At 68.1% G+C, this 13760-nt stretch carries 11 protein-coding genes; 6 read left to right on the top strand and 5 right to left on the bottom strand.

The features are described 5' to 3' along the window. Positions 1–204: 204 nt before the first annotated feature. The 3 genes from QHF85_RS09335 to QHF85_RS09325 all read right to left on the bottom strand — a co-directional run bounded on the left by QHF85_RS09335 (position 205) and on the right by QHF85_RS09325 (position 3318). A complete protein-coding gene (locus QHF85_RS09335; protein WP_281326748.1) occupies positions 205–1683 on the bottom strand; it encodes a C39 family peptidase in 1479 nt (492 codons plus the stop codon). A 64-nt stretch (positions 1684–1747) separates the two neighbouring features. Then, on the bottom strand, positions 1748–2167 hold the full coding sequence (locus QHF85_RS09330; RefSeq protein ID WP_281326747.1) for a hypothetical protein: 420 nt from the start codon (positions 2165–2167) through the stop codon (positions 1748–1750). 452 nt (positions 2168–2619) lie between these two features. Then, positions 2620–3318 carry a hypothetical protein gene (locus QHF85_RS09325; RefSeq protein ID WP_281326746.1) on the bottom strand — a complete coding sequence of 233 codons (699 nt, stop codon included), beginning with the start codon at positions 3316–3318 and terminating at the stop codon, positions 2620–2622. A 797-nt stretch (positions 3319–4115) separates the two neighbouring features. On the opposite strand from QHF85_RS09325, the gene QHF85_RS09320 reads away from it, so the two are divergent. The 4 genes from QHF85_RS09320 to QHF85_RS09305 all read left to right on the top strand — a co-directional run bounded on the left by QHF85_RS09320 (position 4116) and on the right by QHF85_RS09305 (position 9383). Continuing rightward, a complete protein-coding gene (locus tag QHF85_RS09320) occupies positions 4116–5816 on the top strand; it encodes a glycosyltransferase family 39 protein (RefSeq protein ID WP_281326745.1) in 1701 nt (566 codons plus the stop codon). Between the two features lie 189 nt (positions 5817–6005). Further along, on the top strand, positions 6006–6884 hold the full coding sequence (locus QHF85_RS09315; protein ID WP_348652723.1) for a cation diffusion facilitator family transporter: 879 nt from the start codon (positions 6006–6008) through the stop codon (positions 6882–6884). Between the two features lie 240 nt (positions 6885–7124). Beyond that, complete coding sequence (locus QHF85_RS09310) at positions 7125–7616, top strand: hypothetical protein (protein ID WP_281326743.1); 492 nt, start codon at positions 7125–7127, stop codon at positions 7614–7616. 273 nt (positions 7617–7889) lie between these two features. Next, complete coding sequence (locus tag QHF85_RS09305; protein ID WP_281326742.1) at positions 7890–9383, top strand: TIGR00366 family protein; 1494 nt, start codon at positions 7890–7892, stop codon at positions 9381–9383. Positions 9384–9862: 479 nt separating this feature from the next. On the opposite strand, the gene QHF85_RS09300 is transcribed toward QHF85_RS09305, so the two are convergent. Together QHF85_RS09300 and QHF85_RS09295 are read right to left on the bottom strand one after the other, a co-directional pair. Next, positions 9863–10981 carry a metallophosphoesterase gene (locus tag QHF85_RS09300; RefSeq protein WP_281326741.1) on the bottom strand — a complete coding sequence of 373 codons (1119 nt, stop codon included), beginning with the start codon at positions 10979–10981 and terminating at the stop codon, positions 9863–9865. Next, positions 10978–12156, bottom strand: a complete 1179-nt coding sequence (locus QHF85_RS09295) for a hypothetical protein (protein ID WP_281326740.1) — start codon at positions 12154–12156, stop codon at positions 10978–10980. Before QHF85_RS09295 ends, QHF85_RS09300 begins: the two co-directional genes overlap by 4 nt. Before the next feature lie 91 nt (positions 12157–12247). Between QHF85_RS09295 and QHF85_RS09290 the strand changes: the two genes are divergently transcribed. Both QHF85_RS09290 and QHF85_RS09285 read left to right on the top strand, forming a co-directional pair. Beyond that, on the top strand, positions 12248–12601 hold the full coding sequence (locus QHF85_RS09290) for a hypothetical protein (RefSeq protein WP_281326739.1): 354 nt from the start codon (positions 12248–12250) through the stop codon (positions 12599–12601). Beyond that, the gene (locus tag QHF85_RS09285) at positions 12598–13755 is read left to right on the top strand and encodes a collagen-like protein (RefSeq protein ID WP_281326738.1); all 1158 of its coding nucleotides are present in this window, start codon (positions 12598–12600) and stop codon (positions 13753–13755) included. The genes QHF85_RS09290 and QHF85_RS09285 overlap by 4 nt, the downstream gene beginning before the upstream one ends. Positions 13756–13760 lie beyond the last annotated feature (5 nt).

Here is a 13760-nt window from a genome sequence, read left to right as displayed (position 1 = left end):
CAAGGACGATCTTGCCAAGCAACACAGCAGCGCTGACGTCTCGATGGGCGCGGCGGTCCTACCGGCCTGTGGGAAGAACTGCGCATCGCGCAGTTCTTCCCCCTGAGGTCCAGGGCTGGCCCTGGTTCGGGTCGAGGGGCGAACAGCCCCCGCGGGGTCCGGGGCAGCGCCCCGGCGCGGCGCTTCCTCGATGAGACCCATCCATTACGGGAACGAGAGACCGAGCACGTAGGTCTCCCAGCGCTTTTTGAAGGCCGTCATGTCGTCCTCGCCGAGCACGCGGCGGAGGGTGTCGTAGCCCGTCGGGTCCTTCTCGCGGTTTGCGTGGAACTCGTGGTAATAGCGGACGAGCAGGCGCTTCTCCTGGAGGTAATAGAGCAGGTAGCGCGAGGCGGCGTAATGGACGCCGTAATCGCCCTCGTAGAACGTGCCGTCGTTCATCGCGGTGAGCGCGCGGAACGAGGGGACGCGGTTCTCGGCGATGGCCGATTGCAGGCCGCGCAGGCGCCAGTTCGTGTAGCCGTGGATCCGGCCGTCCTCGTCGCCGCTCTGCTCGTAGAGCGAGCCGAGACCCTCGTTGAACCAGGGCGGGCAATCGGGGAAGTTTGCCTCGACGAACGGGTGCACGATCTCGTGCACGAGCGTGCCGCCGCCCGTCGCGATGTTCATGACGAGCGCGCCGTGCTTCGAGGTGTAATACCCGTATGGCGTGGTCGGCTTCTCGCCGAAGAGCGTGATCGCGTTCCGCTCGTAGCTCGGGGCGTCCTTGAAGAGCCAGACGACGAGGATGCGTGACGGGTCCTTCGAGAAATAGTCTTTCTTGAGTTTTTCGGTCGCCCAGCGGACCGTGCCCTCGGCGCCCCTGCGCACGCGCGCCTCGGGGCCGTCGCCGACGACGACGAACGGCGGCTCGACGAGGATCGTGAAGTTGCCGCGCAGGCGCGAGGTCTTCTCCTTGACCTCCATCACCTTTTGCGCGTAATCGGCCGGGGAAAAACCCTGGTGCGGCGTCCCCTTGGCGAGATCGAGATCCCGCGGGGCGAGGCGCAGCCGGATCGCGGTCCACGCGTCCTTGTTGTACTTGAGCGGCCAGAGTGTGAGGAAGCGCGATCGCGACATGCGGCGATAAGCCCCCGCGTCCTCGGCCGGCTCGTGATAGATGATCTCGTCCCGCGCGGCGTCGTACCCGACGACGAGGCGGAAATGCTCCGTGGTCGTGGGGCTCTCGCTGTAATGCATGCAGACGATCGAGGGGATGCCCTTTTGCAGATCGGCGTGGAGCGCGGCGAGCTCGGCCCCGAGCGCCTCGTCGGCCCTCGTCGCGTCGATGCGGAACCAGACGGGCCCGGGATCGAAGCCGACAGCCTCCACGGCCCGCTTGAGCTCGGCGGTATACGCGCCACGCCCGAGCGCCGGATCGAGGCCGGTTTTCATGAAGATTTCGTCCTGATCGAGCGATCGACCGAGCCGCGCGAGGGCCATGGAGACGCAAGCCTCGCCGCAGAAATCGGGCTTTTGTCGTACGTGCGGGACGCCTTCGATGAGGACGCTCGCGAGGTTCTGGCGCGCGAGCCCGAGCGGAGCCGGGGCGGCGACTTGTTCGGGCGGCGGGGGCGAGGAGCCGCGGTTGCAGGCGAGGAGGACGAGGGGGGCGAGGACGGCGAGCAGGCGTGCGGGCGGCATCAGGGTCTCCGAACGCAGTTGGACGCGCGAGGTTCCCGAGTTTTGGATCCCGGCCGCGCGCGCGTCACGTCTTCCGGATGCGGAAGGCGCGGGCGACGAGCACGACGTAGGCAGTCTGGACGAGGAGGGGCACGCCGAGCGTGACGCCGCCGCCCCAGCGCTCGCTGTCGGGATGGGCGAGGTAGGCCGCGTCGGCGGCGGCCTGGCACGCGAAGAGCGTGAAAAACGCGAGAGGGAAGTTCGCGACGATCGCGAGCGGGAAGCGGCGCCCCTCCCCGATGACATGGAACACGCGGAGCGCGGCCATCGAGAGGAGCCCGACGACGCCGATGGGCACGGCGAAAAAGCCAAGGGCGAAGAGCGTCATGAAGACGCACACCTTGTTCGCGAACATGTGCGGGCAGCTCGGATCGGCCAGGGCCACGGAGGGCGCGAGCGTCGCGAGCGAGGCGGCGGCGAGGGAAACGGAGCGGGGACGGAACATGCGGGCGTATCCTGGATCAGGGGACGTTCGGTCGACAGCAGTTTTCACGAGATGGGTGCTGCGTGCGCTTCGCTGGGGCTTTGCCCCAGACCCCAGCAGGGGTTGTCCACCCCTGCACCCGGACCAGCGCAAGCGCTGGACTCGTGGTCGATGAACTGCGCGATGCGCAGTTCATCGAACGGGCCAGGGTCAAGACCACGAGCGATCCTGCCAAGCGAAACGGCAGCGCGGACGGTTCAGCTGGCGAGGCGATCCTGCCAAGCGAAACGGCAGCGCTGCCGTTTCAACCGGCGCGGCGGTCCCACCGGCCTGTGGGAAGAACTGCGCATCGCGCAGTTCTTCCCCCTGAGGTCCAGGGCTTGCCCTGGTTCGGGTCGAGGGGCGAACAGCCCCCGCGGGGCCCGGGGCAGAGCCCCGGCGCGGCGCCTCCTCGATGAGACCTATGCTCAGGTTCAGGGGGTCGAGGTTGCGCCTGCGGGGGTGGCCGTGCCTGCGTCCGGGGGGAGGTCGCCTTCTTCGGGGAGACCGGCGCGGCGGCGGGCGGTGGGTTTTACGCGATCGGCGAGGGCCGGGCGATCGGCGAGGATGAAGAGCAGGGACGTGAGATCCGCGATGGCGGGATAGCGACGGCCCCAGGTTTCGATCTCGGTATTTTTCTTGTCGAGTGTGGCTTGCGCCTCGCGTTTTTCGCGCTCGACGTCACCGAGCGCGGTTTGCATGGCGTCGGCTGCGGCTTTCAGATCGTCGGCGGTGAGCAGGGGGTCGATTTGGAGGCCCTTCATTTTGGGCTTCTCGACGAGTGGACGGTTGCGGAGGAGCTTTTCGACGCTGCCGGCGGTGTGAAGGAGGCTTTGGTTATCGTCGGGCAGGGCTGCGGCGAGGCCGTAGGCGGTGGCGACCGAGGGGTCGTAGTTGTTGGTGAAGGCGGTGCGGAGTGCGACGAGCTGGCTGCGGAGGTCGGCGATGGATTGCTCGCGCTTCTTGCGATATCCGTCGTCGTCGGCGAGCTCGTTGGTGTGGGTTTGATCGGCTTCGACGAGGCCTTCGGTGATGCGACCGAGCAGATGGCGGAGGGCCTTGACGACGTCGCCCACGTTCATGCCGGCGGGCACGCCTTTCGGGAACAGGAGCGCGTCGAGGACGGGCGCCACGTCCGGTCCGTGCACCTGAATGGCCGCGACGACCGTGTTCGTGATTGCGACGCGATCCGCGACCATGCGGGAGACCTTGGCTGTCATGTGAGATCCTCCGGGGTGGACGGATATGTGATCTTTGTGTCGGGAGGAATCCAAAAGAGGAGGGGGTGAAGATCACGGAAGGAGGCGGGGACGGGGGAGGTTGGTGGTGAAAAAGGTTGGGCGGTACACGGACTGGCGTGAGTTTCAGGGGGGAAGGCGGGTGGGTGGGGGCGCGGGGAGGAGGAGGTTTAGGCGGGGAAAGGCGCGGGGAGGCGGTTCAGGGGGACGTTCGCGGGCGCGGTGGCGGCGAGGTGGCGCCGGGGCGAGGGGGCGGGCGGTGAAGGGAGGATCCGGGCGCGGCGAGCGACTTGCGGGCGCGGCGACGAGGGGCTGGCGGTGCCGGGAGAGGTGGAGGTGGCGCGTGAAGGGCGGGGCGGGAGGAGGGGAAGCGTGATGGGGGATACGGGAGGGGGAGACGCGCGGGGGATGGGCGGCCAGGACGCATGGGCTCGGCTGTCAACTCAAATATGAACAATGGCGGCGCGGGGTCGTGCTGCCTCGTTGGGCAAGCCTGCGTCTCACAACACGAATCCGACGTACATTGGTTTTGCTCATTCCGTCCGGGTCGTGTAGTTCGCCTTCCCGCGCACATGCTTGAAGCACATCGTGAAACGCCGGAAGGCCAGGCCCGCCCAGGGGTGAAACAACGGCTTCAGCGATGGGGGCAACGCGTCTTCTCGCGGCGCCGAACGTGGCTCCCCCTGCTCGCCGTGCTGGCCTTCGTGGTCGTGCTCGGCGCGGCCGGAGGGCCGCCCTTGATGCACCCGGATTCGCTCGCGCAGCAAGCGCTCGAGACCTACAAGAATCACGGCAAGCCGACGGCCTACCACTACCCCGCCCTGACGGTGTACGCCAACCTGGGGATGTACTGGGCCGCTTACATGCTCGCGAAAGCCCAGGGCTCGGTCGCGAGCTTCGCCGCTTTCATGTCCCAGCAATGGTTGAGGACCCTGTCCATTGGCTCGATGCGGCTGCCCTTCACGCTGCCCGGGCATATCCTGACCCTGTGCTTCAGCGTGGTGGGGTTGTTTTCGACCTACGTAAGTGGCTTCCGGATCAGCGATCGCCGGGACGTGGGCTGCCTCGCCGCGCTCCTCACGGGGACGTCGCTGTTATGGGTGCAGCAATCCCACATGGATACCGTGGACATCCCCCTCGCGGCCATGTGTATGCTTGCCCTCGCGTTGACGTTGGTCTGGGTCGATCGAGAGGACAAACCGCTCTGGGTATCTCTGCTCATCGGGGTGGCGACGGGTCTCGCGGCGTCCGCGAAGTACAACGGCGCGATCGTGGGCGTGGCATTCGCAGGGGCCGCGCTGCTCGCGTTCAAGACCCAGATCTGGAAGACGCTGCTGCACGGCCTCGTGGCCTCCGTGGGCGCCGCGGCGACCTTCCTGGGGACCAACCCGTACATCGTGCGGGATTACGCGATCTTCAAAAGAGATTTCCTCTACGAAAAGGAGCACGCCTATAAGCTCGGCCATTTGGGCCACGATACGTTGAACCCCTGGCTCGACAAGAGCCAGGCGCTCGCGACGGGGTGCGGGGTGGTGCTGCTTTGCCTCGCTGCGGTGGGCCTCGCGGCCTTTTTGCGGGATCGGCAGGTCGCGGCGCCGAAGAAGGCAGGGCTCATCCTTTTCGTGGCCGCCTTCGTGGCGGTGGTCTTCCGCTCCATCTTGTCGTTTGATCGGTACGTGTTGCCCCTGGTGCCGGTGGTCGGCATTCTGGCCGCCGTGGGCGCGCGGTTCCTCCTTCGACGAGCCCTCCGCGATGCTCCGTGGAACGACGCCCCGACCCGGTCGCGCGTCCTCGCCGGCGGCGTGGGCCTCCTGGTCGCGGCGGCCTTGCTGCCCAATCTATGGCACTCGATCCGGCATGATCTGCTCCTCTCCCGGATGGATACCCGGGAGCAGCTCATGGCAATCATGCGAGAGGCGAGGACCCGATCGTGGATCGCGTCGAGCACCTACACGAATGCATGGGTCAACCAGCCGGCGGCCCGGTCCAGCAACACCTTCCTCGACCTCGGCGGCCCGTCGACCCTCAACAAGTTCGACCTCGTGGTGCTCGACAGCTTCACCAACGACCGGTACGTCTGGGCGCTCAAGCGCCCGCAGATGAACGCTGCGTTCCGGCGGAAAGTCAAGGAGCTGGCCGGATGGCACGCGCTCGTCATCAGCCCCTACGATCGGCCCAAGAATCAGGTGCCTTACGCCAATCACTCGCTGTATACACCGGCCCTGCCCGATCTGCCGTACCGGCGTTTGCCGGGCCCCTACATCGAGATCTACGCGCGCGACCGCGCCCGGCTGGATGAGCTTCAGGAGGCGTGTGGGAAGAAAGGTATCACGTGCGCGACGATGACGGCGTCAGATGCCTTTTACTATTCGAATGCGACGGCCGCACGGTAACATGAATAAATCCATCGGATTGGCCTTGGGACGACAGCTCCCTGCAATCGAGCCCCAGGGCGGGGAAGCGTGATGGAGGATACGGAAAGGGTGGGAGGTGCGTAGGGGATGGGTCCTGCGTTGACACAGGGGGGCAGCTGTTGCAGCGTTTCTGCAGCGGGAGCCAAGCGTTCGAGCAGCCGCCCGGGTATGGACCTTTCCTTGAAGATCGCCGCCGGCAGCCTGGCGGTCAGCCTCTCGGTGCTGGCGATCAAATGCGTCGCCTGGCGGGTGACGGGCAGCGTCGCCCTCTTCTCCGACGCGATGGAGAGCATCGTCAACGTGGTGACGGCGGGCGCCACGATCGTGGCGATCCGGGGCGCGGCCCGTCCGCCGGACGCCGAGCATCCCTACGGCCATCAGAAGGCGGAATACCTGTCGGCGCTCGCCGTCGGCGCGCTGATCGTCGTGGCCGGACTCTCCATCCTGTGGGAGGCCTACAATGCGTTCCGCGCGCCGCATGCGATCGAGGCGCCCTGGACCGGCATGGCGGTGAACGCGGGCGCCACCCTGCTGAACATCGCCTGGAGCAGCGTGCTGATCCGGCAGGGCCGCAAGCGCCGCTCCGCCGCGCTGGTCGCCGACGGCAAGCACCTGCTCACCGACGTGGTGACATCGCTGGGCGTGCTGGTTGGCGTCGCCCTGGTGGTGCTCACCGGGATCGAGATCCTGGATCCCGCCATCGCCGTGATGGTCGCGCTGTTCGCGCTGTGGAGCGGCCGCGGCGTGATTGCGAGCAGCATGAGCAGCCTGCTCGACGAGGCCGCGCCTGCCGAGGAGCTCGGGCGCATCCGCGAGGTGATCGCGCGGAGCAGGGGCGACGCCATCGAGACGCACGATCTGCGCACGCGGCATGCCGGCCGCACGACATTCATCGAGTTCCACCTCGTCGTGCCCGGCGACATGACCGTGGAAGAGAGCCACGCGATCTGCGACCGGCTCGAGGCTGCGCTGACCGACGCGCTGCCGGGCGCCGTCGTCGCCATCCATGTCGAGCCGGAGCACAAGGCCAAGCACGGCGAGCCCTGAGCGGCCGCCGCGCCGGGGCGCTGCCCCGGACCCCGCGGGGGCTATCCGCCCCTCGACCCGGACCAGGGCCAGCCCTGGACCTTTGCGCCGCGGGTCAAAAGGAGTCAGAACTCCGGCCAACCACGGGGTGCGGGAGAAACTGCCTCGTTTCCTCGGTGCACCCATCGGAGCACGCAGAACATGCATTCGGGTGGTGTCGTTGGGTGGGTTGCCTGTGTCTTCGTTGCGGGCTGCCTCGTCATGGCTCTCATCGACAAGATCAAGCGCTCGAAGAAGGCGCCCTGCGACGCAACCTCGACCATCACGGGGGGAGTGGGGGGAGGGCCGACGAAGGCGCTGTCGATCGCGATCCGCGACGTCGGCACACCGGCTCAACGGGTCGTCGATCTTCGAACGGTGCCGTGGGAGGTCATCGTCACCTATCGCTTCATCGAAGCGCTCACCACCCAGCTGCGTCCACTTCCCCCGGCCACGACCGTGACCTGGGTCTTTGACGCGAAGGCTGGCAAGCTCATCGACGCGCAGACGCCGGCCGCGCATGCGGTCCTTTGGCCTCGTTTCGTCCGTCTTGCGCCAAGCGCCGTTCACGTCGTCTACGTCGACGGCGTCGTGCTCGAGAGCGCGGCGTCGGGCGCGTTGGAGGCATGTGGCGTCTCCGTCGCCATCCGCCCACCCATCGTTTTGACCTTCGAAGACGGCGCGGTTCGAAGTCGGACGTCACCGAAGTCGTGAAGTCCTGACAGGCTGGCCTGGCCTGGATCCTGACGGAAGAACCGTCGGCTGTCTTGGCTGGCAGGGTCGTTCGTGGTCTTGATTCGGCCCGTTCGATGAACTGCGCATCGCGCAGTTCATCGACCCCGAGTCCAGCGCTTGCGCTGGTCCGGGTGCAGGGGTGGACAACCCCTGCTGGGGCCTGGGGCAAAGCCCCAGCGAGACGCCACCGCTGACGAAGGGCGGGCGCGGAGACTGGCGACAACGCTGCCCGAGGCGGTTACCCTCCGCCGTATGTCCGGTGCCGAGCTGCCGAGCTCCCTCGAAAAGCCCAAAGCTCCTTTGCCCACCGACGACGATCCGCCCGCGGGCGCGCTCGAGCGGGTCGCGGCGCGGTTCACGGCGTGGGCTGAGCGGTGGATTCCCGACGCGTTCGTGTTCGCGCTCGTGGCCACGTTCCTCGTCGTGATCGCGGCTTGGGTGAGCCTGTCGCAGAAGCGAGGCGCGGTGAGCGCGGCGGCCGAGGTCGCGGCGATCTGGGGCGGCGGGTTCTGGGAGCTCATCCCGTTCACGCTGCAAATGGCGCTCGTCATCATCACGGGGTACGTCGTCGCGACGACGCGGCCCGTGTACCGGTTGATCCGCGCGCTCGCCTCCGTGCCACGCTCGCCGCGGGTGGCGATCGCGTGGGTCGCGCTGTTCGCCATGCTGTCGTCGTGGTTCAACTGGGGGTTTTCGCTGATCTTCAGCGCGATGCTCGCGAAGGAGACGGCGCGGCGTGTGCGGGGCGTCGATTATCGCGCCGTCGCGGCGAGCGCGTTCCTCGGGCTCGGGAGCATCTGGGCGCAGGGGCTCAGCGGGAGCGCGGCCCTGCAGATGGCGACGCCGAGCGCGATGCAGCCGGCGACGCGCGCGATCGTGGAGGCGGGCGGGAAGGTGCCGGGCGGCGTCATTCCGCTGTCGAGCACCATTTTCCTGTGGCAGAGCCTCGTGTCCGTCGCGGTCGAGATCGTCGTCGTGACGGCGCTCGTGTATCTCTATGCGCCTTCGGCCGCGCGGGCGCGGAGCGCGGCGGACCTCGGGATCGATCTCGGGCGCTCGCCGCTCGAAGCCGACGAGCCGCCACGCAAAGCGACGCCGGGGGAATGGCTCGAACACTCGCCCCTCCCGAGCGTTCTTTTTGTGCTGCTGGCTGGGGGGTATCTCGTGGGGTACTTCGCTTCGAGCGGGCAGGGGCTCAATGCGCTGAACCTCAACACAGTGAACCTGATCTTCCTGACGCTCGGGGTGCTGCTGCACGGGACGCCGGCGCGGCTGATGCGCGCGGTGAAGGAGGCGACGCCGGGCGTGTGGGGCGTGATCTTGCAGTTCCCGTTTTACGCGGGGATCGCGGCGCTGATCGTCAAGACGCACCTCAACGAGGCGATCGCGGGCTTTTTCGTGGGGCTGTCGACGCCTCGGACGTACCCGGCCATCGTGGCGGTGTACTCGGCCGTGCTTGGGGTCTTCGTGCCGAGCGGGGGGTCGAAATGGGTGATCGAGGCGCCGTACGTGATGCAGGCGGCGCATGATCTAAAAGTGCACCTCGGCTGGATGGTGGCCGTCTACGATCTCGGCGAGGCGCTGGCGAACCTGGTGCAGCCGTTCTGGATGCTGCCGATCCTCGGTCTGTTCGGGCTGCGGGCGCGCGACGTGATGGGCTACACGTTCATCGTATTCCTCGTGCTCCTGCCCCTCGTGCTGCTGCTCGTGACCGCGCTCGGCGCGACGCTGCCGTATCCGCTCTGAACGGCCGAATGCGGCGAGGTGCAGGGCGATGATACACGTTGAAATCCTGCGCTATGTGACAATGGGCACGTTTTGCGAATGCAGAATTGATCGCCGCGCATTTCAGAGTTGCGATCCGGGGGGCGCCGCGGGTGCGTAAGTATCGGAAAGGGGGCAGCGATCCCATTGGCCCGGAGGTTGCTCCTAGGGAGGGTCGAGCGCCTGCTCCGGTCCCCCCCCACCGTCGAGTAGGCGCTCTTTTTTTATCCATCGCTCGTCAATGTAATCGGCATCGCCGATGTTTGGCGGGCGAAGGCCGCCTCGCACGGATGCAACGCGTCCTTGCAAGATTGCGATGTCGGGAGGTCGATCCGGTGCGGATCTTCGCGGATCAGGAGGAGCCCGAGGTTGGTATGCGGGTTGCTCGTATCCTCCGCGAGCGCCTGCTCCGGTTCCCCCCCCCCGCCGTCGAGTAGGCGCTCTTTTTTTTGTTCGCGTGATCAATCGACGCGAACGATGGCCACCTGCTCGATCGCGCCCGGCGGGAGCACGTCGACCGTCAGGAAATGCCGGCCGATTCCATCCATCCGCTCGGGGATCGCGCCGCCGCCGCCCGTGATGTGGGCCGGGATGCCCGCGTTCTCGAACGCGTAATACGAGTGGATGTGCCCGTAAAACGTGAGGTCGACCCCGCCACGGGCGAGCATCGAGAGGAACTTGTCGGCCTCGGCCCGGCTCGCGAACGAGCCGTTGCGTGAGCCGACCGGATCGATCGGCACGATGTGCATCGTGACGACGTGCAAGCCCTCGCGTCCGCCGTCGAGCCAGCCGTCGAGCCACGTGTAGACCAGCGGATCGAGCGTGGCGCTCGCCGAGTCGAGCAGCGTGAAGCGCACGCCGCGGAAATCGAAGGCGTAGTTTCCGCGGCCGAAATACTCGTGGTAGAGGTCGTCCCGCGTGCCGAGCTCGTGGTTGCCGAGCGTCGAGTAGCAGGGAAACGCGAGCGTCTTCATCTCGCGCTGGAACTGCTCGAGCTGCTCGGGCGTGCCCTGCGAGGTGAGGTCGCCGCTGATGAGCGCGAAGCGGATCCCCGGCGTCGCGTTCATCTTCGTGTAGATGTCCTGAACGTCGTCGATGGCCTCCTGGACGTCCGCGAAGACGGCGAAACGCCACGGATCGAGCAAGGCCCGGTCGGGCGCGGCGAGCGAGAGCGTGATCTCGTCGTTCGCGGGGAGGTCGAGGCGGAAGGTGCGCTCCGTGGGGAAGGGCGCGTCGACGATTTCGACGGGCAGAGGCGCGCCGGCTTTCGTGGCTGCGACGAGCTCGGCGTCGGGCAGGAGGTTCTCGATGCGAACGTTCCAGACGCCCCCGTCGGCGGCGCCCGTGGTCAAACGGAGCGAGAGCGTGGGCGCCGAGGCCCAGAGGTGAAGCTCGCGGGAGGCGAGGCGGCGCACGGCGGCGAGGCCTTCGGCGACCTCGACGCGGGCGTCGCCCTGCGAGGCGTGGCCCACGTCGAGATCGCGGCGGGCGCGGCCCTCGGCGACGTCGAGGCAGGAGGCGACGATCGGCGCGGCGGACACGAGGAGCAGCGCGGCGAAGAACGATTCGATGGGTCTCACGGGTTCCCTCCGTACCGAAAGAGGAGCGAGGCGCGGCCGACGAGCGCCGATCCGCCCTGCACGTCGAAGAACGCGCCCCAGCGAGGCGTGAAGTAGAGCCGCGTCTGCGCCCCGAACGCGCCGGCGATGCCGCTGCCGAGGCCGGGGACCTTCATGCCGCCGGCGAAGCCGTCGTGGCGGTGCTCGTAATAGGCCATGGCCTCGCCGCGGGGATATCCGCTGTGGCCGAGGTACATGCCGAAGGCCATGCGTGGCGTGAGCAGATCGTTCGCCTCGACCCCGATGCCAGGGTAACGATGCGCGGCATACGCGAATCCGAGGCCGAGCTCCGCAAAGGAGCCGCGCAGCGTGGGGCCGACGCGGGCGAGATCGAGCCGGCCGAGGAGGTTCAGCTCGCCGGTCGTGACGGAAAAACCCTCGGTGCCGTAGCTGTGGTTCGTCAGGGCGAACTCGACGTCGAGGTACGAGCCGTCACGCGCGCGCTCGCTGGTGGAGGTGCGGGGGCCGAAGAAGCGGTAGGCGGCGGAGAGGCGGGTGCGGGCGTTCGTGTCGTCGAGCGCGAAGAAGCCGAGCGCCGAGAGGCGGACCGAGCCCGCGCGGAGATCGGCGCCAGGCGTGAGGAAGGCGTTGTAGGCGAAGTTCGGGTCGTGGACGAAGGTGAGGCCGAGCTGGGTCTCGACCGAGGGCAAAAAGACCGGGGGGCTGCCCGTGCCGCCCTCGGGGGCGAGGACGCCGTAGATGTCTGCGAGGGTCGAGAGGAAAAAAAACGCAGCGCCTGTGACGGTGCCGAGGATGATCGGGCCGATGAACCTGCGGGTCGCGCCGGTCACGGCCGCGCCGCCGAGCCCCGCGACGATGAGGCCGACGCCGACGCCCTCGGTGCCGAGGAGCACGAGGCCGGTGCGGGTATGGCCGAGGACGAGGTGCCCGGTGCCATGCACGAGCGCGCCGGGGACGAAGGAGCCCGCAACGGCGAGGGCCTTGCGGCCGCTGCTCGGAGGGGGATTCGGCGGGGCCTCGGGTTCGGCGGCGGGGGCATTCGTCGCCACGGGCGCGGCGCTTCGCGGGTCTTCGTCGGCGGCCGCAGGGAGCGCCGCGAGGAGGAGGAAGGCGGCGGTGGCGAGGGTCGGACCGGATATCGAAGGCCGCCTCGGAGGAGCGATGAACCCTGTCACGATCGCGGAGCTTAGCCGAAAATCGAACTTGTCTTTCCAGCCTGAACGGCTGTTTAATGCTTCCCGGAGGGCTACCTCCGCGAGGCCATCCATGAACCGGATGAAACACGGGTCTCTCTATCTCTCGGCGCTGCTCCTTTTGGGGATGGTCGCCGCGTGCGGCGACGAGGGGTCGTCCACCACGCCGCCCGGATCCACGGCCGGCACGGGCGGCGGCGGCGGCGCTGGCGGCGGCGACGGCGGCAGCGGCGGTACCGGCGGAAGGCCGCCCGTCCCGCCAGGGCCTCCTGGCATGGAGATCGTGAGCTCCGGCGACGTGATGAAGAGCCCGAGGTACAAGATGGTCTTCACGCTCGGGCAGCCCACGCAAAACCAGACGAAGACGACATCGCCCAGCTATCGGATGCAGGGCGGACTCATTGGAGCGAACGGGAGCTTGCCATGAGCAACGGGATGATCACGCGCCTGATCTCGGCTTCGGCCGTCGCTTTCGCGCTCTCGGCCGGCGCCGCCTCCGCAGAGGCCGCGGTGCCGCAGACCATCACCCACCAGGGCCGGCTCTACGACACCGAGAACGCCCCGGTGAATGGCACGCTCAAGGTGACGTTCTCCCTCTATGCCGACCCCGCGGCGGTCGATCCTATCTGGACCGAGTCGCACGACATCACGTTCGAGGAGGGGTACTTCTCGGCGAGCCTCGGGACGGTGACCGCGTTCGAAAAGAACGTTTTTGACGGCTCCGTGCGGTATCTCGGCGTCAAGGTCGGCGACGATCCCGAGATGACGCCGCGCGCCCCGGTGCAAAGCGTGCCCTACGCGATGGTCGCGGGCGACGCGATCGGCGACATCCACCCGACGTCGGTCTGGGTCGACGGGACCATCGTGATCGACGGCACGGGCAAGTGGGTCGGCGATCCGACGGGGCTCGTGGGGCCCGAGGGGCCGGTGGGTCCGACAGGCGCAACAGGCGCGACGGGCGCGACGGGCGCGACCGGTGCCAAGGGCGCGACGGGCGCGACGGGCGCGACGGGCGCGACGGGCGCGATCGGCCCCGAGGGGCCGAAGGGCGAGACGGGCGCGACCGGTGCCAAGGGCGCGACGGGCGCGACGGGCGCGACAGGTCCGACGGGGCCCACAGGTGCGACGGGCGCGACGGGCGCGACGGGCGCGACCGGTGCCAAGGGCGCGACGGGCGCGACGGGCATCGTGTCGACGGTGAGCCTCGACGGGCCGGGCATCACTGTGAACGGGAGCTCGCTCTCGTTCGTGTGGGCGGCGACGCCGGTCGCCGTGACCGTCGCCGCCGGGCAGCGAATCACGGGCTCGGCGGTGGCGATCCTCGGGACGAGCGCGGGCTCGGCCACGTCGGTCAGCTTCGGTCTTTGCTACCAGGCCGCAGGGGGCTCGATCGTCGCGTTTTACCCGGCCACGTACACGACCACCGCGAGCATCTCGGCGCGCGCGCCATTCGCCGCCGCCGGCACGGTCTCGGGCCTCGCGGCAGGGACGTACAACGTCGGGTTCTGCGTGCGAAACGTGTCGCCGACGGCGCTGAACTCGAACGACGCGATCAACGGCTGGGTCATGGTGACCAACTGAACGAC

Source organism: Polyangium sp. 6x1, from assembly GCF_029946515.1.
In the GTDB taxonomy this organism is placed as follows: Bacteria; Myxococcota_A; Polyangia; order Polyangiales; family Polyangiaceae; genus Polyangium.
Note: the sequence above shows the minus strand (reverse complement) of the source record. Positions and strands in the feature narration are given on the sequence as shown.